Source organism: Nocardia vinacea NBRC 16497 (assembly GCF_000308835.1).
GTDB classification, from domain to species: Bacteria; Actinomycetota; Actinomycetes; order Mycobacteriales; family Mycobacteriaceae; genus Nocardia; species Nocardia vinacea.
Genome location: NZ_BAGN01000192.1, coordinates 1 through 20018, shown reverse-complemented (window position 1 = coordinate 20018; position 20018 = coordinate 1). Strand labels below are relative to the sequence as shown.

Below are 20018 nucleotides of genomic sequence, written 5' to 3'. Positions count from 1 at the left end.
CTGGGTGAAAAGTGTTTCAGCGCAGCCTGAGTCGGCGCATGAGTCGTAGGGTCGTCAGCGTTGTCTTCAGCTGCTTCTCGTAGGGCAGGCCCGCGCGCGCCGCCATCACCTGGCGCTTCTGCACGCCGATATTCACGGTGTCGGTGTATTTGAGCAGGCCCTGATCGCCGTGCCTGGTGCCGACGCCGGACTGTTTGACGCCGCCGGACGGGGTGGCCTTGGCGGCGTAGGTGGTCACGAAGCCGTCGTTGATATTGATATTCCCGGCCTCGAGCTGGGCGGCGATTCGGTTGGCGCGGGCCAGATCTCGGCTCCACACGCTGGCGTTCAGGCCATAGGAGGTGTCGTTGGCGAGCCGGATGGCGTCCTGCTCGTCGGTGAACCGGTAGACGCTCACCACCGGACCGAAGGTTTCCGCACTCGCGTGCGTCATCTCGGGGGTGACGTCGGTCAGCACGGTGGGTTCATAGAAGGCCGGGCCGATATCCGGTCGCGCCTTGCCGCCGGTCAGCACGGTCGCGCCCTTCGTGCGCGCGTCCTCGACGTGCGCCGCGACCCGCTCCATATGCTGCACCGAGACCAGCGAGCCGAATTCCGGTGTGAAGTCGTAGGCCGCGCCGATGTCGGCGTTCAATTCGTCTGCCGCCGTGACCAATCGGCGCACGAACTCGTCGTACAGCCGGTCCTGCACATAGATCCGCTCGATGTGCATACAGGCCTGGCCCGAATTCGCGAAGACCGCGAATGACGCGCCGGGAATCACCTCGTCGAGATTCGCGTCGTCCAGCACGATCATCGGGTTCTTGCCACCGAGTTCGAGGCTGCAGCCGATCAGATTGCGGCCCGCGCCTTCGCCGACCACCCGGCCGGTCGCGGTCGAGCCGGTGAACATGACGAAGTCGGCATTGTCGATCAAGGTCGGACCCACGTCGGGACCCTCACCGCAGACGACCTGGAACAGCCCCTTCGGCAGGCCCGCCCGATACAGCAGTTCCACCCCGAACAGCGCGCAGAGCGCGGTCTTGTTATCGGGCTTGAGTACGACGCCATTGCCCGCCATCAGCGCGGGCATCGAATCCGACAGCGCGATGGCGAATGGGAAATTCCACGGCGCGATGACCGCGACGACGCCTTTGGGGCGGTGCTCCTCGGTCGAGGTGGTGATCAGCGGCACCGGGCCGCCGCGCCGCTTGGGCTTCAGAACCCGGCGTGCGGTCTTCAGGTAGTGGCTGATGACCATCGGCACATCGCAGGATTCCTCGAAGGCCATGCGGCGGGTCTTACCGCAGCCGATCTGGATCAGGTCGGCGATGGTTTCGTATTCGGCGAGGATCAGGTCGTGGGCGCGTTCGAAGACCTCGAGACGGCGCTGAAGCGGCCAGGCCGCCCATTCCTTCTGGGCCGCGCGGGCGGTCGCATAGGCGGCGGCGACGTCCTCAGGGGTGGACTGCGGTAGTGCGCCGACCACGGCGCCGGTGTAGACCTCGACCATCGAATACGGATCGGCGGTACCGGAGGACGCGACCATTTCGGTCAGCCTGCCGATCAACGCTTCGGTGATCCGGGCGGGCAGCGCCGGTGCGGATTCCTTCTTGGCTTCGGTTGTATTCATCGGACCTTCTCCGTGCTGACGGCAGATGCCCTCGAATTAGAACACGTTCTCATCGTGAATGTCAGGGGCTCGAGCGGGATGACCTGGTCGAATGCATGCCGAGACATAGTCAATCCGCCTGATGATCCGGTGCGCGGCCCGCCGCGAACTCCCGGGCCCAGCGGTAATCGGGCTTCCCACTCGGGGCGCGCGTCACCACGTCAGCCAGCCAGATCTGCCTCGGCACCTTGTACCCGGCGAGATGCTTGCGCACATGGCGCTCGAGTGCGGTGAAATCCACCGGTCCGGCGCCCGCGACCGAGATGACCGCCGCCACCTGCTGGCCCCAGCGCTCGTGCGGCACCCCGATCACCACGGCGTCGTAGACGGCCTCGTGCGCCTTCACCACGCTCTCGACCTCTTCGACGAAGACCTTCTCGCCGCCGGTATTGACGACCATATTGCCGCGGCCGATCAGGGTCACCGAGCCGTCCGGCTCGACCCTGGCGCGATCGTCGGTCACCACGATCCGGGTGCCGTCGACCGTCTTGAACAGCCGCTCGGTCTTCTCCGGATCCTTGTAGTAGCCGATCGGCACCGCACCGGTCTTGGCGAGCCAGCCCTCGGAACCGGGTTCGACCTGGCGTCCCGCATCATCGACCACGATCGCGCCGCGCCCGCTCTGTACGCGTGGACCGCGGCCGGGATTGTCGTCCTTCTGTGCGAAACCGATGCCGCCGAAACCGGTTTCGGAGGAGCCGATGGAGTCGGAGACGACCGTCGACGGAAACAGTTCCAGCAGTGCGTTTTTGACCGGTTGCGACAGCAGCGCGGCACCGGAGCCGATGGCGACGAGCGAGGATGCGTCCACCGGGGCGGCGCGGTAGGCATCGATCAGCGGACGCGCCATGGCATCGCCGGTGATCACCATGATTTGCGGACGATGTTGTTCGACCACCTGCCACACCCGCTGTGCATCGAATTTGGGCTCGAAGATCACGGCATTGCCGGACCACAGGGCGGTGAAGGACGGCATCATCGCGGCGGCGTGGATGAGCGGCGGGAGGATGAACCAGGTGCTCGGTTCGCCCTGTGCGCCGACACGGGACTGTTGATATTCGTCGGAAACCGGTTCGTTCGTGTAGAAGTCGATGCCGCCACCGAGTACCCGCCACATATCCTCTTGCCGCCACATGACGCCCTTGGGTCGGCCGGTGGTGCCGCCGGTGTACATCATGAACAGGTCGTCGGGGCTGCGGTCGACGGCGCGGCGGGCTGGGGAGCTCGAGCGTAAGGCCTGCTCATACGAGGCGGACGGGTCTGCCTGGGTGATGGTGTCAGTGGAAATTCGAGCGGGTGGCCGGTCGTCGACGATCAGCACGCGGATCGACGGCGTGTCGGCGAGTGCTTCCAGTGCCGTGCCTGCGTATGTCGCATGGCACACAAGCACTTCGAGGTCGGCATTGTCGTAGAGGTAGCGCAGTTCTTCGACGCCGTACCGATAGTTGATATTGATCGGTACTGCCCGCAGCTTGAAGCAGGCGATAAGGGTGGTCATGGTTTCGATGCCGTTGTGCATCTGGAAACCCACGTGCGTTCCAGGGCCGACGCGGATCGAGCCGAGATGGTCGGCGAGGCGATTCGCGCGGGCGTCGAGTTCGGCGAGGGTGAGTGCGCGATCGCCCTCGATCAGCGCGGTGCGCTCCGGCATCGCGTCGACCGCATGCTCGAAGAGGTCGGCGAAATTGTGAGACATGGCAATTCACTCTCAGCGAATGACGGTGAGCGGCAGCGGAATGCCGCGGTCGGTGAAGGTGAAGGCGGCGCCGGTGCTGATCCGGGTGATGGACACCTCGGTCGCCTCCTTGAACGGCGCTGCGGCAAGGGCTATTTCGGCGGTCCAACCGTGCTCGTCGGAGGTGGTCGAGTGCACGTCGAACCGTGGATTCACGCCGCGCACCATGGCCGCCAGTGGTGCTAGATGATCGGGATCGATCATCGATGGCCAGGTGCGGTCGGTATTGGCATCGCTGTGCCACGGCACTCGCAGTCGCAGCGAATCGTCGGTAACGGATACGTCGATACCGGTGTACGGCAAGGGATTCCATGCCGGATGCAGGAGCAATACCTCGGCCAGCGCGGGCGGATCGTCGCCGAGCCCGAGTGCGTTGCGAATCCGCTCGGAGGTGAGTCCGGCGATGCCGGTGAATTGTTTGCGGCCGATATCCGTTGCGGCGTCGGTGAGCCGAGCGCGCACGGCGGTCATGAAACCGATGGTGAGCAGATGGTGTTGCAGGCAGACCTCGTCGGCCATGCGCACCAGCGCAGATTTGGAGAAGTCGGCGAACCGCAGATCACTGAGCAGTGGACCGGCGTAATCGCTTTGGCCGGGATCGTCCTTATCGATGGGGGACAGCTCCAGCAGTGCGGCTCGGGAGTTGGCCACCACCTCGGCATTCGGCGGCGCGGGCGGTGGGATGTGTGCCGGGTCGATGATGACGGTCCACGCGCACACCGGTTTTCGGTCCGCCGGATGACGCGGCGGCCGGTGGATCGGCCGGACCTGGGCATGCGGATTTGTCGCGAGGGCGGTCGCATCGAAGGTCGGATCCTCGATGTCGTGGCACATGGACACCACGAACTCCTCGCCCAGCGGCTCCACATCCGCCAGCGCGCCACAGTGGTCCAGCCAGAACTCGCCGTGGTCGCGATCGTCGACGCGGAAACGGAAGTCCATGAACTGCGGCGGCGCACCGATATCGAGTTGCAGACCCTTGAAGATCGTCGGCACGTCATCGCCCTCGAAATCGAGCGCGCGGCGCATGCGGCGGGTATAGACCGGACTGGCGAGCTGCCACTCCTCGATGGCAACCGCCGCCATGCCCTCGCGCCCGAATGCCCCGATGGAGTGCGCCATTCCGGACCGGTCGATCAGATGACCGCACAGCAGCAGTTCGGGCACCAGCGTCGCCAGTTGGGCCCGCGACAACCGGTCGAAGCTCGATATCACCACAGTGGAACCGGTGCTTCGCCGATCCGATACCAGCCCGGCAGCGTCTTTCCGGAGACCGACCGCTGGATGCGCTTCTGCATACCCGCGGTAAGCGCGTTGTTCTGGATCATCTCCACGAACAACTGCGAGACGTTGCCGAAGTCGAAAAAGTCACGCTGCCAGGACCATTGGTAGTTGCCGCCGTAGCGGAACCAGCTGCCACCGATGCCCTCCGGACTGTAGTTGCGGCCATCGGGTCGCTTGTTGTCGCTGACCTGCTTCCAGAAGCCGATGACATCGCCGCTGCGTTCATCGATGACGAACTGTTGGTATGGATAAGACCAGCCTTCGAGCCCTTGCATCTCCTGACCGAGTGCGAGTTCCCGGATCTCGGCGCGGCCGACCGCCATGAATTCCTGGGTCGGGCCGTAGTTCCAGCCGTAGGTGGCGTCCTCGGTGTACATCTCGGCGAGCGGCTTCCAGTCGCCCTTTTCCTCGCAGCGCTGATTCTCCAGCACCCAGCGCCGGACCATCTCGTCGAGTTCGGCGCGGTCGAAGTCTGGCATTACTGTGTTCCTTTCGCAGTGTTTACCCGCCCCGCCGGCTCCGCAGGCTGCCATCCCCCAGGCTCGTCCTCACGGATCGACAGCGCTTGGGTGGGGCAGTAGCGCACCGCGCGTTCGATATCCGCGCGGGCTTCGGGACCCGGTGTCGGGTCGAGGATTTCGACCTTGCCGCGCTTGGGCACGGTGAAGGCCGAGGGCGCTTCGTCCTGGCAGACGGCGTGCCCCTGACACAGATCCAGATCGGCGATGATTCTCACGGTTGGCTCCTGTCCTCGGCATTCGGTAACGGACGCAGCGGGGCCTCGGGCTGGACCTCGACCAGCACGAGATGCGCGCCCCGTGGTGCGGAGACCACGGCGATGACCGCGGCGGCCAGATCGCCGGCACGCAGCATGTACGGGTGCCGGGCGAAACCCCAGGCCTTCCAGTCCTCCAGCATCGGCCCGACCACCTCGGGAGTGGAATTCATGCCCATGCCGGTCAGTGTCGGGCCCGGGCGCACCAGTGATGCGCGAACTCCGCTGCCCTCCAACTCCATTCGCATCTGCTGGACCATTGCCTCGAGCCCGGCTTTGGCAGCGCTGTAGGCGCCGGTGCGCGGGCGTGGTTCCTCGGCGCAGTCGGAGCTGATCAAGACGAAATCGCCGCGCTGCCTTCGCATCATGCCCGGCAGCACCCGGTGCACCAACCGGTGCGCGCCGACCAGATGCACCTGCACCTGCTGGAGGAACCGATCCGGTTCCATCTCGTGCACCAGCGAGAATTCGATATCGCCCGCACCGGAGACCAGGATTTCGGTGGGCCCGAGGGTATCTTCGGCCGCGGCGACGAAATCGTCGACGGATGCCTTGTCGGTGACATCGAGCTGGTGGGCGAAGGCCTCGCCGCCATTGGCGCGGATCTTGGCCGCCAGCGCCTCGCATTGATCCACGCGGCGTGCGCCGAGCGCGACGGGATGGCCGAGTTCGGCGAGCGCCTCGGCCGTCGCCGCGCCGATACCGGAGGATGCTCCGGCCACAATCGCCGGTCGGCGTACCGGATTCGGTTCGAAGCGTGGCATTATTTCGCCTCCACGATGATGGGCAGGTTGGCGAACCCGCGGACATTGGACGAGTGCACGCGCTTGATCCCGGCGTCGACGACGTCGTAAGACCGCACGCGCGAGGCGAATTCGCGCAGCGCTACGTTGGCCTCCAGCCGGGCGAGGTGGGCGCCGAGGCAGAAGTGCACGCCCGCACCGAAACTGGCGAGTCCGGCCTTGTCGGTGCGTTCGATGCGGTAGCTGTCGCCGTCGGCGAAGACCTCCGGATCCCGATTGGCCGAACCGATCAGCAGCAGCACCTTCGCGCCCTTCGGGATGGTGCGGCCGTGCTGGTCGATATCCACCGCGGCACAGCGCGCGACCATCTGGCTGGAGGTGTCGTAGCGCAGCGTCTCCTCGACCCAGTCGGTGACCAGCTCGGGTTCCGCGACGACCTTGGCGTATTCGCTCGGATTGCGCGCGCTCCAATACAGCGAATTGCCGAGGAGTTTGGTGGTGGTCTCGTTACCGGCCACCACCATCAGGAACATGAAGCCGATGATCTCCTCGTCGGACAGGGTGTCGCCGTCGATTTCGGCATCCAGCAGCGCCGAGGTGAGATCCGTTGTCGGAGCACGCCTGCGCGCGGCGACCATATCCGCGTAGTAGGTGAGGAGCGTGATCGATGCCTGCGCGGCGGCCATCGGGACATCAAGGACACCGTCCTCGCGGTGCACCACCAGATCGGCCAGCCTGCGGATCTCCGCGCGGTCGGCCTCGGGCACGCCCATCAGTTCGGAGATGACATCCATCGGGAGTTTGCCCGCGACCTCATCGACCCAGTCGAACTCGCCGGTCGCGAGTGCCGGTTCGAGGTAGGACAGCGTCAGGTCCCTGATCCGGTCTTCCATCTCGGCCACCCGCTTGGGGGTGAAGCCCTTGTAGACCAGGCGGCGCATGCGCATATGCCGCGGATCGTCCATGGCCAGGAACGACATCACCCGGCTTGCGTGTGGGCCCCAGGCCGCCGGATCCAGCGAGACACCGTTGGCGCTGGACAGGCGGACACTGTCGCGGAAGGCCGCGGTCACATCCGCGTGCCGGGACAGCGCCCAGAAATCCAGGTCGGCGTTGTAGTAGAGCGGCGCCTCGGTGCGCAGCCGCTCGTAGGTGGGGTACGGGTCCTCGTGGAACGCGTAGTCGTAGGGGTCGAAGGTCAGGGGCTCCAGTGAGGCGGCCGTCATCGCGATAACCCGGAATTCGAGAACCAGTTCTCATCGATGACCGGTGTCGCGTCATCGATGGGAGACACATAGCTGGACATGTGTCTGGACGGTACCACCGGCATGCCGGAATCGACAGAGGTTTCCTGAACAATCTAGGTGAGGCCGGGGTTGGTCCCGAATGATGGCTGGTAGTTCTCGTTGGGTGCGGTCTGCCTGGCTTCGGAGCGCAGTTCTGAAACGAGTTCTTGCGCCCGGTAGCAGACCGAGACTATATTCCGTACACCTGTCCAGACAGTATCGGAGCCTTTATGAATGCAGCATCGCGCAGCGATTCGATGGGGGGCGGTGGTCGGGCGACGGGTGGGCGCAGCCTCCTGCCCGCCGACGGTTCGCGCCTGCTGATCGGCGGCAAACTGGTCACCGGCGGGGACGGTGTCTTCGCGACGGTGAACCCGGCGACCGAAGCGGTCATCGGTCAGGCCGCGAATGCGAACGGCGCGGATATGGACGCGGCCATCGCGGCCGCGCGCACCGCATTCGACGACACCGACTGGTCGCGTGATCACGCCTTCCGCGCCCGCTGCCTCGAACAGTTGCGCACCGCATTGCAGGCCAATGTCGACGAGTTGCGCGAGATCACCGTCGCGGAGGCGGGCGCGCCGACCATGCTGACCAGAGGGCCACAATTGGAAGGGCCGGTCGCCGATCTTTCGTACTCGGCTTCGCTGGCCGAAACCTACAGCTGGGAAACCGATCTCGGCACCGCGACGCCCATGGGTATCAAGAGTCATCGGGTGCTGCGCCGCGAGGCGGTCGGCGTTGTCGGGGCAATTACGCCGTGGAACTTCCCGCACCAGATCAATTTCGCCAAACTGGGTCCCGCGCTCGCGGCCGGAAATACCGTGGTGCTCAAGCCCGCACCGGATACCCCGTGGTGTGCGGCGGCCGTCGGCGCGATCATTGCCGAGCAGACCGATATTCCGCCCGGCGTCGTCAATATCGTGACCTCCACCGATCACGGTCTCGGCGCGCAGCTCACCACCGATCCGCGCGTCGATATGATCAGCTTCACCGGATCGACGCAGACCGGTCGATCGGTAATGACCGGCGCGGCAACGACTTTGAAGAAGACCTTCCTCGAACTCGGCGGCAAATCGGCATTCATCGTGCTCGACGATGCGAATATCGCGGGAGCCTGTTCGGTGGCGGCGTTTTCGGTGGCCGTGCACGCGGGACAGGGGTGTGCCCTCACGACCCGACTGCTGGTGCCGCGCGCGGCATACGACGAAGCGATCCAGGCCGCGGCGGCCACCCTGGCGGGCATCGCGCCTGGTGATCCCGCCGATGCGCGCACCGTCTGCGGACCGCTGATCTCCGAGCGCCAGCGGGCGAGAGTCGAGCGGTATCTGGAGATCGCGCGTGCCGAGGGCGGCCGGATCGTGGTCGGCGGCGGCCGACCGGCGGGCCGCGAACACGGTTACTTCATCGAACCGACATTGATCGCGGACCTGCCCAATACCGCGACAGTGGCCCGCGAGGAGATCTTCGGACCCGTGCTCGTGGTGATCCCGCACGACGGCGACGACGATGCGATCCGGATCGCCAACGACTCCCCGTACGGCCTCTCCGGCTCGGTATGGGGCACCGACCCGGACCGAATTCGGCACGTCACCAACGGCGTTCGCACCGGCACGATCGGCGTCAACGGCGGCATCTGGTACTCGGCCGACGCACCGTTCGGCGGCTACAAACAATCCGGTATCGGCCGGGAAATGGGCCTCGCCGGATTCGAGGAATACCTGGAAACCAAGCTCGTCGCGACCGCCGGTTAGACCACAAAAGCTGCAAGGAGCTGATTTTATGACTCGATTCCCGGGGAAAACCGCCATCGTCACCGGCGCCGCCCAAGGTATCGGCGCGACATACGCCAAGGCGCTGGCGAACGAAGGCGCCAATGTCGTTGTCGCCGACCTGAATGCCGAACGCGGTAAGGCCGTCGCGGCCGAGATCACCGCCGGTGGCGGCAGCGCCATCTTCGGCGAGGTCGATGTGGCCGATCCGGAATCGGCCACCGCTCTCGCCGAATTGACCGTCCGCGAATTCGGGGCGATCGACCATCTGGTGAACAATGCCGCCATCTACGGCGATATGAAACTCAATCTGCTGCTCAGCGTGCCGTGGGACTACTACAAGAAGTTCATGAGCGTGAATATGGACGGTGCGCTGATCATGACCCGTGCGGTGTGGCAGCACATGGTCAAGGCGGGCGGCGGTTCGATCGTCAACCAATCCTCCACCGCCGCATGGACCTACTCCAGCTTTTACGGCTTGGCCAAGGTCGGTATCAATGGCCTGACCCAGCAGCTCGCCTTCGAACTCGGCGGTTCCAAGATCCGTATCAATGCCATCGCGCCCGGTCCCATCGATACCGAAGCCACCAAAACCGTGACACCGAGCGTCATCGTCGACGATATGGTGAAACGGTTGCCGCTCAAGCGCATGGGAACACCGGATGACCTGGTCGGCGCCTGCCTGTATCTGCTCTCGGACGAGGCCAGCTGGGTCACCGGGCAGATCTTCAATATCGACGGCGGACAAGTGTTCCGGTCATGAGTAGCGAATTGCCGGTCGGCTTCATCGGTTTGGGCAATATGGGCGCACCGATGGCCAAAAGCCTGCTGTCTTGGCCCGGTGGGCTCACCGTCTGCGATATGCGCCCGGATGCGGTGCAGCCGCTCACCGAAGCCGGTGCGGCATCGGCCGTTTCGGCCGCGGAAATCGCCGAGAAAGCGGCCGTTATTTCGGTGACCGTACTGGACGACGTACAGGTGCGGGCGGTGGTGACCGGACCGGAAGGGGTGTTGCGCACGGCTGCCCCGGGCACCGTTATCGCCGTGCACTCCACCATCAGCGACCGGACCGCCGAAGAGCTGGCGGGCGAATGCGCCGAGTACGGCGTCGAATTGGTGGACGCGCCGATCAGCGGTGGTGCGGCCGGGGCCACGCGCGGCAAACTCGCGGTCATGGTCGGCGGCAGTGATACGGCTTTCGAGCGGGTGCGCGGACCCTTCGGCTGTTTCGCCGATCTGGTCGTGCACGCCGGACCGGTCGGTGCGGGCACCCGAATGAAGTTGGCGCGCAACCTCTTGCACTTCATCGCATTCACCGCCGCCACCGAGGCACAGCGGCTCGCCGAGGCGGCGGACCTGGATATCACCGTGCTGGGCAACGTCGTTCGGCACTCGGATGCGGTCACCGGCGGCCCCGGCGCGATCATGCTGCGCGACCGCACCGCGCCGATCGAACCGAATGATTTCTGGCTGCCGATCTTGAGCCACGTGCGCGATCTCGGCGAAAAGGATCTGAGCCTGGCCCTGGATCTCGGCGCCAGACTCGGCGTCGAATTGCCGTTGGCCGAACTGGCTCTCGACCGCCTCGGGCCCGGGCTCGGCGTGCCGAAGGAAAGGGAATCCAATGAGTGAAGCACCGCGTAGCGATTCGATGAGAGGTGGCGATCGGGTGACGGGCGGGCATGACAACGGATCTGCTGATTCGGTACGTCAGCGCGGGCTGGCCAAGATGGCCGAGGTCTACGGCACCGAATTCCAGGACTACCCCAGCGACCATTTCGCCGTGACGGCCGATCATCTCTTCGCCGAAATCTGGTCGCGCCCTGGGCTCACCATTCGGGACCGCCGACTGATCCTGCTCGGTGCGCTCGCCGCCCAGGGCGCGATGGATACGGCGGGTATCCAGATCGGCGCGGCGCTGCGCAATGCGGAATTGACCGAGGCGCAGCTGCACGAGATCGCGCTGTTCCTCTGCTATTACGTCGGCTGGCCGACCGGCACCAAACTCGACCTGCTGGTGGGAACGATTGTCGCCCAACAGAAAAAGGCGGCACGCAAGCAGTCCGAACAGGTGGGGGAATCCGAATCGTCTGTGTCGTCCGACGACGCGAGTAAGTGAGGAACGCGAAACATGTCTGATGCCGCAAAGATCCGGCCGCTGCGTGCCGACGCGATTGCCGCGTGGGATTTCGAGGCGGATGTCGTCGTCGCCGGATACGGCATCGCCGGTGTCTGCGCCGCCATCGAGGCCGCCCGCGCCGGCGCCGAGGTGCTGATCCTGGAGCGCACCGGCGGCTGGGGCGGTGCGGCGGCCATGGCGGGCGGATTCATCTACCTCGGTGGCGGCACACCCTTGCAGCAGGCGCTCGGCTTCGACGACACGCCGGAGAATATGGAGACATTCCTGCAGGCCGCGCTGGGTCCCGGACAGGATAGGGCGAAAATCGCGGACTACTGCCAGAACAGCGTCGAGCACTACAACTGGCTGGTCTCCTGCGGGGTGCCGTTCAAGGAGGAGTTCTGGGGTGAGCCCGGCTGGGAGCCACCGCACGACGAAGGGCTGATGTACTCCGGCGGTGAGAATGCCGCGCCGTTCAACGCGATCGCGAAACCCGCTCCGCGCGGCCACGTTCCGCAAATGGCGGATAAGAAGATCGGCGCCAAGAGCGGCGGCTACATGCTGATGAAGCCGCTGGCCGATACCGCCGAAAGTCTCGGTGTCCGTGTCGAATACGACATCAGGATCCGGCGGCTGGTGATCGACGAAACCGATCGGGTGGTCGGCGTCCTCGCGACGCGCTTCGGCAAGGAGGTCGCGATCCGCGCCGAACGCGGGGTCGTGCTCGCCACCGGCAGTTTCGCCTATCACCAGCAGATGGTCGAGGGCTATGCGCCGCGGCTGATCGGGCGGCCCGCCGCCGCCATCGAGGAGCACGACGGCATCGGCATCCTGGTCGCGCAGGCGCTCGGCGCCGAGTTGGCGCATATGGATGCCACCGAGGTGGCGTTCTTCGGAGATCCGCAGCTGCTGGCGCGCGGCATCCTGGTCAACGGGCGTGGTCAGCGCTATATCCCGGAGGACACCTATCCGGGGCGGATCGGCCAGGCGACGCTGATCCAGCAGGATAATCAGGCATTTCTGGTCATCGATGAGGAGTCGCTCGAGGCGGCCCTGGCCACCGTGACATCCACGCCGTTCTTCCGGCAGCCGCCGACCTGGGCGGCCGAGACGGTTGCGGAGTTGGAGTCCGATATGGGTCTGCCGGAGCGCGCGTTGCAGGGCACCGTCGACTGCTACAACCTGCACGCCGCCAACGGCAAGGATCCGTTGCTCGGGAAGAAGCCGGAGTGGGTCAAGCCGATCGGCACCCCGCTCGCCGCCTTCGACATGCGGGGATTCACCGCGGGTTTCACCCTCGGCGGCCTGCGCACCGATCTGGACTCGCGAGTGCTGCACGTCTCCGGTGAACCGATTCCCGGCCTGTTCGCCGCGGGCCGCTGCACCTCCGGGCTCTGTGCCGGCGGCTATGTCAGCGGTGCGTCTCTCGGTGACGGCAGCTTCTATGGCCGACGCGCCGGTCGCGCCGCCGCAAAGTAGGATCTAGACACATGTCCGAAGGCGAGTCCATCATTCTGGAGGCGACCCGGCGTCGCCTCACCGAGAAGCAGGCCGACACCGTTGACAAGCTGACCAAGGCCGCGGTGGAAGTGCTTGCGCGCGAAGGCTTCGCGGGGATGACCATCCGCATGGTCGCCGCGGCGGCCGGCGTCGGCACCGCCACGGCGTATACCTACTTCTCCTCGAAGGAACACCTCGTCGCCGAGATCTTCTGGCGTCGACTGTTCGCCAGTTCGGCTCCCGTCAGCGATGACCCGGACCCCACCGTCCGGGTCGTCGCCGAACTCCGCAATATCGCCATGCTCGTCGCCGACGAACAGGAACTCTCGGGCGCCGTCACCAGCGCCCTGCTCGGCCGCGATCCCGACGTCGCCCACCTCCGTGCGCGGATCGGCATGGAAATCCGCAAACGACTGGTCCGCGCCCTCGGCCCCGACGCCGACCAGGACGTAGTCGAATCCCTCGAACTCGTCTACGCGGGCGCACTCGTCCGCGCGGGCATGGGCTACGCCTCCTACTCCGAAATCGCCGACCGCATCGAGAAGTCGGCACTGCTGATTCTGAAGTAGGGCACTTACCCGTGAGGTAATCGACTTCATTATCGGGTGGCGCAATGATGGTGGGGCACCAGATGATTGGAGAAACCGATGCCCTACTTCGAATCGCATGACGGCACCACGCTGCACTACCAGGACTGGGGTTCCGGGCAGCCGGTGCTGTTCCTCGCCGGTGGCTGGTTGAGCAGTACTTCGTGGGAGTTGCAGATGCTGCCGCTGTCCAAGGCGGGATTGCGGTGCCTGTCCTACGACCGGCGTGGTCACGGCAAGTCCGACTGGGTCGGGCACGGGTACGACTACGACACCCTGGCCGGGGATCTCGCCGCATTCCTGGAACATCTCGATCTGCGCGAGGTCACCGTCGTCGCGCATTCGATGGCGGGCGGTGAGATCGTCCGGTACCTGACCCGGTACGGCAGCGATCGGATCAGCCGGGTCGCGCTGGTCTCGGTGACGATGCCGTATTTCGCACAGGCCGAGGACAATCCGAACGGCGTGCCGAAGGCAGTCTTCGATGCGGTGGGCGCGGCCCGCGCCGCGGACCGACCGCTGTGGATGGAGCAGAACGCCCAGGCATTCTTCGCGACGCATCTGGGCAACCAGGTGTCCTCGGCGCGAATCGCGTGGATGGTCCAGAAGTGTATGGACTGCTCACTTCTCGCGGCGGACGAGATCATGAATACGATCTACAACGCCGACTTCCGTGACGAGTTGCGCGCAATCACACTGCCCACGCTCGTCATCCACGGTGACGCCGACGCCTCCGCACCCATCGACCTCTGCGGTCGTGTGATCAAGGACCTGATTCCGAGCGGTACCTACAAGGAATACCCGGCCACCGGCCACGGCATCATGATCTCGCACGCCGCGCAGCTCAATGCCGACATCCTCGACTTCATCAAGGCATGAGGGCCGGTGCGGTAGCGGCGGATACTTGTCATACCCCGCCGCTACCGTGAGCGAATGGCATTCGCGCTCTCCATCACCGTGTCGCCCGATGATATCGATGGCAACGGACATATGAACCAGGCCGTCTATCTGCAATACGCGGAACGGGCGCGCTGGGCCTGCCTGCGGGAGGGCGGCTTATCGCAGGAGAAGTTGCAGGACGCCGGGGTCGGGCCGATCTCGCTGCAGGTGACGCTCGAGTTCAAACAGGAACTCTTCGTGGGCGACGAGGTCACTGTCACTTGCGATTTCGCCTGGGATGGCAAGACCCACCGGACCATCCAGGAGATTCGCAAGGCGGATGGCACGGTCTCCGCGGAGATCGTCGGCGTCGGGGGTCTGCTCGATCTCACCGAACGGCGCTTGGTGCCGGACGGCGCTCGCTACTTTCGCGACCTCGCGGAGGATCCGACGGTCTTCGGTCTGGGCCGATCGGCGTAGTTCTAAGGGTTCATTGAGACCTCGAGACTTGGGGGAGGTCCCTGATGGCGCGGGCGCGCGATACCCGACAGACTGGGTTCCATGACTTCGCAAGCCCTAGGTGCCGACCTCGAGAATTCGGCTGCCGCCACTGTCGCGGCACGCGCCATCGACCTGGTGAAGGTCTACGGCCACGGAGATACTCAGGTCAGGGCGCTGGATGGGGTTTCCGCCGAATTCGTGAAGGGGGAGTTCACCGCGATCATGGGGCCCTCCGGATCGGGCAAATCGACCCTGATGCACTGCCTGGCCGGCCTGGACAGTGCCAGCACGGGAACCGTGCGGATCGGCGATACCGATCTCGCGGGGCTCTCCGATAAGGAGATGACCCGGCTGCGGCGCGACCGCATCGGCTTCGTCTTCCAGGCATTCAACCTGGTGCCGACGCTGACCGCGCAGGAGAACATCACCTTGCCGCTGGATATCGCGGGCCGCAAGCCGGACCAGGATTGGCTGGATACGGTCATCAAGCGGCTCGGGCTCACCGATCGACTCACCCACCGGCCGAGCGAACTGTCCGGCGGGCAGCAGCAGCGGGTGGCGTGCGCGCGGGCGCTGGCCGGTAAGCCGGAGATCATCTTCGGTGACGAGCCGACCGGCAATCTCGATTCGCGCGCCTCGGAGGAGGTGCTGTCGATCCTGCGCGCGGCGGTGGACGAATTCGGGCAGACGGTCGTCATCGTCACCCATGAGCCGCACGCGGCGGGATATGCCGACCGGGTGGTGTTCCTCGCGGACGGTCGCATTGTCGACGAATTGCGCGATCCGACCGCCGAATCGGTGCTCGACAAGATGAAGTCGCTGGAGCAGGTCTAGTGAGCGAGCGTCAGCGAGTGAACCAAAGGCACAGTGCGCCTCCGCGCACGACGGAGCCGAGCGTCAGCGAGGCGCAGTCGTGAGCGAGCGTCAGCGAGTGAACCAAAGACACAGTGCGCCTCCGCGCACGACGGAGCCGAGCGTCAGCGAGGCGCAGTCGTGAGCGGCAAACCGATGCGCAAGGTGGTCTTGCGCAATCTCGCCGCGCACAAGGTGCGACTGGCACTGACCCTGCTCTCGGTGGTGCTCGGAACCGCATTCATCGCAGGCTCATTCGTCTTCACCGATACGCTGCAGCGGACCTTCGACGGGATCTTCGCCAATCAGGCCAAGGGCGTCGATGTGCGGGTGAGTCCGCAAAAGCAACAGGCACAGGGCATTCCGCTCAGCGTGGTCGACCAGATCTCGAAGATGGACGGGGTGCGGGCGGTCGCGCCCAGCGTCAACGGACCGCTGGTGCTGCTGTATCCGGATGGTAAGAAGGCCGTACAGACCGGTGGCGCACCGACTTTCGGCCAGTCCTATATACCGCCGGATAAGGCGGTCGCCGAACCGGACAAGTTCGTGCAGGGCGTCCCGCCGGCGCACGAGGGCGAAATCGCACTCAATACCGGTGGCGCCGAACGTGCGGGTCTGCATGTCGGTGACAAGACCAAGGTGCTGGTTCCCTCGCACGGCAATCCGATCGACGTCACCCTCACCGGAATCTACGAAGTCCCCTCGGACACCGGCGGTTTCATCGGTGTGCTGTTCGACGACGCGCAGGCGCGCCAGTTGTTCACCGACGGCTCGCATGTCGCCTATATCGATATCGCGGCCGTCGGCATACCGGGTGACGACCTGCGCGACAAGATCGCGAACGTGCTGGTGGATTACAAGGTGCAGAACGGCGATCAGGTGCGCGCCGATCTGAAGAAGGAAGTCTCCAACGCGCTCAACTTCATCAATTACTTCCTGCTCGCCTTCGGTGCGATCGCACTGATCGTCGGCACCTTCATCATCTACAACACCTTCTCGATGATCGTGGCCCAGCGGCTGCGTGAGCTGGCGCTGCTGCGCGCGGTCGGCGCGAGTCGGCAACAGGTCGGCCGATCCGTGGTGGCAGAGGCGCTGGTCATCGGATTGGTCGGCAGCGCAATCGGTTTGGTGGGCGGCATCGGTCTGGCCTTCGGGCTTTCGGCACTGCTCAATGCGTTCGATCTCGGCCTGCCGACCGGATCGTTGACGGTGCTGCCGCGCACGGTGATCGTCGGACTGCTCGTCGGGGTGTTGGTGACGGTGGTCAGCGCCTATGCGCCCGCGCGTCGCGCCGCCAAGATTCCGCCGGTGGAGGCCATGCGCGAGGAGTTCGCCTCGGCCGGTGAATCGCTGCGGCTGCGGACCGGTGTGGGCATTGCGCTGGCCGTCGCGGGTGTGGTGCTCGTCGTGCTCGGTGCGCAGAAGACCGGCGGCAATGCCGCATTGACGGTCGGGATCGGCGCGCTCGGCCTGATCTTCGCGGTACTGCTCGCCGCGCCCGCATTGTCGCGGCCGGTGGTGGGCGGTCTCGGGGTGCTGCTGCGGCCGTTCGGCCCGATCGGCCGGATGTCGCGCAATAATGCCGCGCGCAACCCACGGCGCACTGCCGCAACGGCTTTCGCGCTCACTCTCGGTCTGATGCTGGTGACCGCGATCGGCATGCTCGGCGCATCGGCGAAGGCCAGCGTGAGCGTGCTCGTCGACAAGGGAGTGAAGGCCGACTATGTGCTGGCCGGACCGCAGATGATCGGCGTGCCGCTCGGTGCGGGTGACGCTGTGCGCAAATCGGTGCCCGGGGTGGCCGATGTGGTCGGCTTGCGCGGTGTCACGTTCAAGGTCGGCGATGAGCAGCTGACCGGCACCGAATTCGATGGCTCGCCCGACAGCGTCCTGAACTACAACATGATCAAGGGCACCAACACGCTGGGCGACCACGATGTCATGGTGTCGGAGGACGAGGCCGATAAGCGCGGCTGGAAGGTCGGCGATCAGGTCACCGTGACGAGCCTGGGGTTCAAGAAGATTCCGGTCGAGGTGGTCGGCATCTACAAGAAGACGCCGCTGCTCGGACCGCTGGTGGTGTCGCCGGTCATGTACGACGAGGTGATGCCGGTCAACTTCCGGACCAACCTGCTCATGTTCGTCAAGGCCGAGCCCGGTGCCGATCTGACTCGGATGCGCACCGATCTGGAGAATGCGACCGAGCAGTTCGTCGTGGTCCAGGTGCAGGATCGGGAGGAGTTCAAGGGTGCGCAGGGCAAGCAGATCAATACGCTGCTCGCCATCCTGTACGGACTGCTCGCACTGGCGGTGGTGATCGCGATTCTCGGCATCGTCAATACCCTGGCGCTGTCGGTGGTGGAGCGGCGTCGGGAGATCGGCATGTTGCGCGCGGTCGGCATGCAGCGGGCTCAGGTACGCCGAACCATCTATCTGGAATCCATGCTGATAGCGGTATTCGGTGCGATCGTCGGCATGCTGCTCGGCCTCGGTCTCGGTGTCGGCTTCCTGCGGACCCTGCGTGATCTCGGCATCGATGAGATCGCCATCCCATGGAACCAACTGGTGCTCGTGCTGATCAGTTCGGCCGTGGTCGGTGTGCTCGCCGCGCTGTGGCCGGGTATCCGCGCCGCCCGCACCCCACCACTGGCCGCCATCGCGGACTTGTAGGTCCGTCTCGGAATCCCACTCCGCCGTCGGCGCATCGTAGGCGTCGCTCGGCGGAGTGGGGCCGAATTCGATACAGAGTCCGCGGCCAAGCGTTCGATGATCGGACCGGCGTCGAGCATGGTGCGCGCCATTCGGGTGGAATGGCGCGGCGGCCGTAGCGGGTGCCGAGGATGGCTCCGGTGGAGTCGCTATCGCCGGAATGGTTGACCGCGAACAGGATTCCATTGCGGAACATCTGTTCCGGTGTGCCACCGACCTTCTCGGCGGCGAGTGCGGCGAATACTCCGATGGCCGAGGCTTCCGGACCGATCCAGCCGAGGCCTCCATATCCTCCCGCCCGGGCATCCGGCCGCCCCCGCGTGCAGCCAGGTCGATGGCGGCGGCGAGTGCGGTCGAGGTCTCGTCGTGTTTGTCGTGCCGGGTGAGTTCGGCGCGGGCCGGATCGAGTGCGGCACCGAGATCGGCACCCCGGGACAGACCCGCGATGATCGCGGCCCTGGTGCCGCGCAGGCAGCCAGCCGCTCGGATTGCCGTGGGTGAGTACCGCTGCGTCACAGCCGAATTCGAAGATCTGCCCGATGGTCCTGCGGCGGTCGAGTCCGCACAGTGCGGCACGGACGACGGCCGCGCAGTCCTTGGAGTCGTTGCTGGGGGCGGGGCGGGTGTCGAGCGGTGTACCTGGTTGGTGCTGCTCGGGCACTCGCTCACCACTGCCGCGTTCGTCGAATTGAACGTCGCGTGGCCGGTGAGCAGTCGAAACAGGGTGCAGGCCAGGGAAACCTCCACGGCGCAGCATGTGGGCGCCCTCCAGGGTGTCGCGATCGTCGAGGAGCCCATCGGAGATGTGTCTGTCCGGTCACAGTGTGCTGAGTCTGGCTAACGAGTGATGCTACGGTAAACGGAGGTTGTTACTCCGTTTAACATGTGGGGTTGGATGGGTAAGGAGGCCGCTGGCGATGGTGGCAGTGGGTCTCGGTGGTCCGAACGTGGGCTTTTCGCCCGCGGTCGGCGGCATCGCCGAGAAGATGAGGGCGGCGGTGCACGGCCGTGGCGGCGAGGCGGTCAGGCAGCTCGCATTGATCACCGTGCTCTATCTGGCCTATCGGGTCGGGCGGATGTTCACCGCCGACGACACCGTGCACGCACTCGGCAATGCCAGGGAAATGCTCGGGCTCGAGGACAAGCTCGGGCTGCCGGAGGAGACGACGGTGCAGGCGGTATTCCTGCATCGGGATTTTCTCGCGGTACCGGCCAATTTCTATTACGCCACCGCACATTTCACGGTGGCGGTCGGGGTGCTGTTGTGGCTGTGGGTCTTCCGGCCGGAGCACTACCGCTGGACCCGCAACCTGATGGTGGCATTGACCGGAGCCGCGCTCGTGGTGCATGTGCTGATACCACTCGCGCCGCCGCGCATGCTGCCCGAATTCGGCTTTGTCGACCTCGCCGCCATACACGGCCAATCCGTCTATGGCTCACCGGATTCCGGCGGGCTATCGAACCCAGCGCGATCGGCTACGGCGGTGCGGTCGCGGTCAGCGGCCTCACCGGCGGCTCGGATCTGCCGACCACCGTCATGCCCTTCATCCTGCGCGGCGTATCGCTGCTCGGCATCGACTCCGCGTACGTCCCGATCGACAAGCGGCGCGTGCTGTGGGCGCGAC

General features: G+C 65.4%; 18 protein-coding genes and 2 pseudogenes. 12 read left to right on the top strand and 8 right to left on the bottom strand.

Annotation, left to right across the window (positions count from 1 at the left end):
- Positions 1–16 precede the first annotated feature (16 nt).
- The 7 genes from ON44_RS26590 to ON44_RS26560 form a co-directional block, all read right to left on the bottom strand.
- Positions 17–1612: a succinic semialdehyde dehydrogenase gene (locus ON44_RS26590; RefSeq protein WP_051182483.1), complete on the bottom strand. Its 1596-nt coding sequence runs from the start codon at positions 1610–1612 to the stop codon at positions 17–19.
- A 109-nt stretch (positions 1613–1721) separates the two neighbouring features.
- Entirely contained in the window at positions 1722–3347 is a 1626-nt protein-coding gene (locus ON44_RS26585; protein WP_040694988.1) for an acyl-CoA synthetase, read from the bottom strand.
- Between the two features lie 12 nt (positions 3348–3359).
- On the bottom strand, positions 3360–4604 hold the full coding sequence (locus ON44_RS26580; RefSeq protein WP_040694987.1) for a hypothetical protein: 1245 nt from the start codon (positions 4602–4604) through the stop codon (positions 3360–3362).
- On the bottom strand, positions 4598–5149 hold the full coding sequence (locus ON44_RS26575) for a Cif family virulence factor (protein ID WP_040694986.1): 552 nt from the start codon (positions 5147–5149) through the stop codon (positions 4598–4600). The genes ON44_RS26580 and ON44_RS26575 overlap by 7 nt, the downstream gene beginning before the upstream one ends.
- A complete protein-coding gene (locus ON44_RS26570; protein WP_040694984.1) occupies positions 5149–5406 on the bottom strand; it encodes a ferredoxin in 258 nt (85 codons plus the stop codon). The genes ON44_RS26575 and ON44_RS26570 overlap by 1 nt, the downstream gene beginning before the upstream one ends.
- Positions 5403–6209, bottom strand: coding sequence for an SDR family oxidoreductase (locus ON44_RS26565; RefSeq protein ID WP_040694983.1), 807 nt, complete (start codon positions 6207–6209; stop codon positions 5403–5405). Before ON44_RS26565 ends, ON44_RS26570 begins: the two co-directional genes overlap by 4 nt.
- Positions 6209–7414 carry a cytochrome P450 gene (locus ON44_RS26560; protein ID WP_040694982.1) on the bottom strand — a complete coding sequence of 402 codons (1206 nt, stop codon included), beginning with the start codon at positions 7412–7414 and terminating at the stop codon, positions 6209–6211. Before ON44_RS26560 ends, ON44_RS26565 begins: the two co-directional genes overlap by 1 nt.
- Positions 7415–7731: 317 nt before the next feature.
- Between ON44_RS26560 and ON44_RS26555 the strand changes: the two genes are divergently transcribed.
- The 10 genes from ON44_RS26555 to ON44_RS26510 all read left to right on the top strand — a co-directional run bounded on the left by ON44_RS26555 (position 7732) and on the right by ON44_RS26510 (position 18354).
- Entirely contained in the window at positions 7732–9228 is a 1497-nt protein-coding gene (locus tag ON44_RS26555) for an aldehyde dehydrogenase (protein WP_040695023.1), read from the top strand.
- Positions 9229–9256: 28 nt separating this feature from the next.
- Entirely contained in the window at positions 9257–10009 is a 753-nt protein-coding gene (locus ON44_RS26550; RefSeq protein ID WP_040694981.1) for an SDR family oxidoreductase, read from the top strand.
- Positions 10006–10878 (top strand): NAD(P)-dependent oxidoreductase, encoded by an 873-nt coding sequence (locus tag ON44_RS26545; protein WP_040694978.1) that lies wholly within the window; start codon positions 10006–10008, stop codon positions 10876–10878. The genes ON44_RS26550 and ON44_RS26545 overlap by 4 nt, the downstream gene beginning before the upstream one ends.
- Before the next feature lie 19 nt (positions 10879–10897).
- The gene (locus tag ON44_RS26540) at positions 10898–11365 is read left to right on the top strand and encodes a carboxymuconolactone decarboxylase family protein (protein WP_051182488.1); all 468 of its coding nucleotides are present in this window, start codon (positions 10898–10900) and stop codon (positions 11363–11365) included.
- A gap of 12 nt (positions 11366–11377) precedes the next feature.
- Positions 11378–12844, top strand: coding sequence for an FAD-dependent oxidoreductase (locus ON44_RS26535; RefSeq protein WP_040694977.1), 1467 nt, complete (start codon positions 11378–11380; stop codon positions 12842–12844).
- Between the two features lie 11 nt (positions 12845–12855).
- Positions 12856–13434: a TetR/AcrR family transcriptional regulator gene (locus tag ON44_RS26530; protein WP_040694975.1), complete on the top strand. Its 579-nt coding sequence runs from the start codon at positions 12856–12858 to the stop codon at positions 13432–13434.
- Between the two features lie 78 nt (positions 13435–13512).
- Positions 13513–14331: an alpha/beta fold hydrolase gene (locus ON44_RS26525; RefSeq protein WP_040695020.1), complete on the top strand. Its 819-nt coding sequence runs from the start codon at positions 13513–13515 to the stop codon at positions 14329–14331.
- Positions 14332–14385: 54 nt separating this feature from the next.
- On the top strand, positions 14386–14811 hold the full coding sequence (locus tag ON44_RS26520; protein WP_040694974.1) for an acyl-CoA thioesterase: 426 nt from the start codon (positions 14386–14388) through the stop codon (positions 14809–14811).
- 81 nt (positions 14812–14892) lie between these two features.
- A complete protein-coding gene (locus ON44_RS26515) occupies positions 14893–15666 on the top strand; it encodes an ABC transporter ATP-binding protein (RefSeq protein WP_040694972.1) in 774 nt (257 codons plus the stop codon).
- Positions 15667–15840: 174 nt separating this feature from the next.
- Entirely contained in the window at positions 15841–18354 is a 2514-nt protein-coding gene (locus ON44_RS26510; protein ID WP_040695019.1) for an ABC transporter permease, read from the top strand.
- Here the strand turns inward: ON44_RS26510 and ON44_RS54115 are convergent.
- Positions 18263–19150, bottom strand: coding sequence for an ADP-ribosylglycohydrolase family protein (locus ON44_RS54115; RefSeq protein ID WP_083898170.1), 888 nt, complete (start codon positions 19148–19150; stop codon positions 18263–18265). The genes ON44_RS26510 and ON44_RS54115 overlap by 92 nt on opposite strands.
- Positions 19151–19310: 160 nt before the next feature.
- Between ON44_RS54115 and ON44_RS53785 the strand changes: the two are divergent.
- Positions 19311–19811: pseudogene (locus ON44_RS53785) on the top strand (phosphatase PAP2 family protein); the annotation flags it as partial.
- Between the two features lie 47 nt (positions 19812–19858).
- Positions 19859–20018 (top strand): annotated as a pseudogene (locus ON44_RS52810) (oxidoreductase); the annotation flags it as partial.

What these genes read in the sequence shown, in the direction of transcription:
- ON44_RS26585 (WP_040694988.1), bottom strand. Translation starts at nt 3,347, where the DNA reads ATGTCTCACAATTTCGCCGACCTCTTCGAGCATGCGGTCGACGCGATG.
- ON44_RS26530 (WP_040694975.1), top strand. Translation starts at nt 12,856, where the DNA reads ATGTCCGAAGGCGAGTCCATCATTCTGGAGGCGACCCGGCGTCGCCTC.
- ON44_RS26540 (WP_051182488.1), top strand. Translation starts at nt 10,898, where the DNA reads ATGAGAGGTGGCGATCGGGTGACGGGCGGGCATGACAACGGATCTGCT.
- ON44_RS26555 (WP_040695023.1), top strand. Translation starts at nt 7,732, where the DNA reads ATGGGGGGCGGTGGTCGGGCGACGGGTGGGCGCAGCCTCCTGCCCGCC.
- ON44_RS26520 (WP_040694974.1), top strand. Translation starts at nt 14,386, where the DNA reads ATGGCATTCGCGCTCTCCATCACCGTGTCGCCCGATGATATCGATGGC.
- ON44_RS26565 (WP_040694983.1), bottom strand. Translation starts at nt 6,209, where the DNA reads ATGCCACGCTTCGAACCGAATCCGGTACGCCGACCGGCGATTGTGGCC.
- ON44_RS26515 (WP_040694972.1), top strand. Translation starts at nt 14,893, where the DNA reads ATGACTTCGCAAGCCCTAGGTGCCGACCTCGAGAATTCGGCTGCCGCC.
- ON44_RS26550 (WP_040694981.1), top strand. Translation starts at nt 9,257, where the DNA reads ATGACTCGATTCCCGGGGAAAACCGCCATCGTCACCGGCGCCGCCCAA.
- ON44_RS26510 (WP_040695019.1), top strand. Translation starts at nt 15,841, where the DNA reads ATGCGCAAGGTGGTCTTGCGCAATCTCGCCGCGCACAAGGTGCGACTG.
- ON44_RS26525 (WP_040695020.1), top strand. Translation starts at nt 13,513, where the DNA reads ATGCCCTACTTCGAATCGCATGACGGCACCACGCTGCACTACCAGGAC.
- ON44_RS26535 (WP_040694977.1), top strand. Translation starts at nt 11,378, where the DNA reads ATGTCTGATGCCGCAAAGATCCGGCCGCTGCGTGCCGACGCGATTGCC.
- ON44_RS26545 (WP_040694978.1), top strand. Translation starts at nt 10,006, where the DNA reads ATGAGTAGCGAATTGCCGGTCGGCTTCATCGGTTTGGGCAATATGGGC.
- ON44_RS26590 (WP_051182483.1), bottom strand. Translation starts at nt 1,612, where the DNA reads ATGAATACAACCGAAGCCAAGAAGGAATCCGCACCGGCGCTGCCCGCC.
- ON44_RS54115 (WP_083898170.1), bottom strand. Translation starts at nt 19,150, where the DNA reads ATGCTGCGCCGTGGAGGTTTCCCTGGCCTGCACCCTGTTTCGACTGCT.
- ON44_RS26560 (WP_040694982.1), bottom strand. Translation starts at nt 7,414, where the DNA reads ATGACGGCCGCCTCACTGGAGCCCCTGACCTTCGACCCCTACGACTAC.
- ON44_RS26575 (WP_040694986.1), bottom strand. Translation starts at nt 5,149, where the DNA reads ATGCCAGACTTCGACCGCGCCGAACTCGACGAGATGGTCCGGCGCTGG.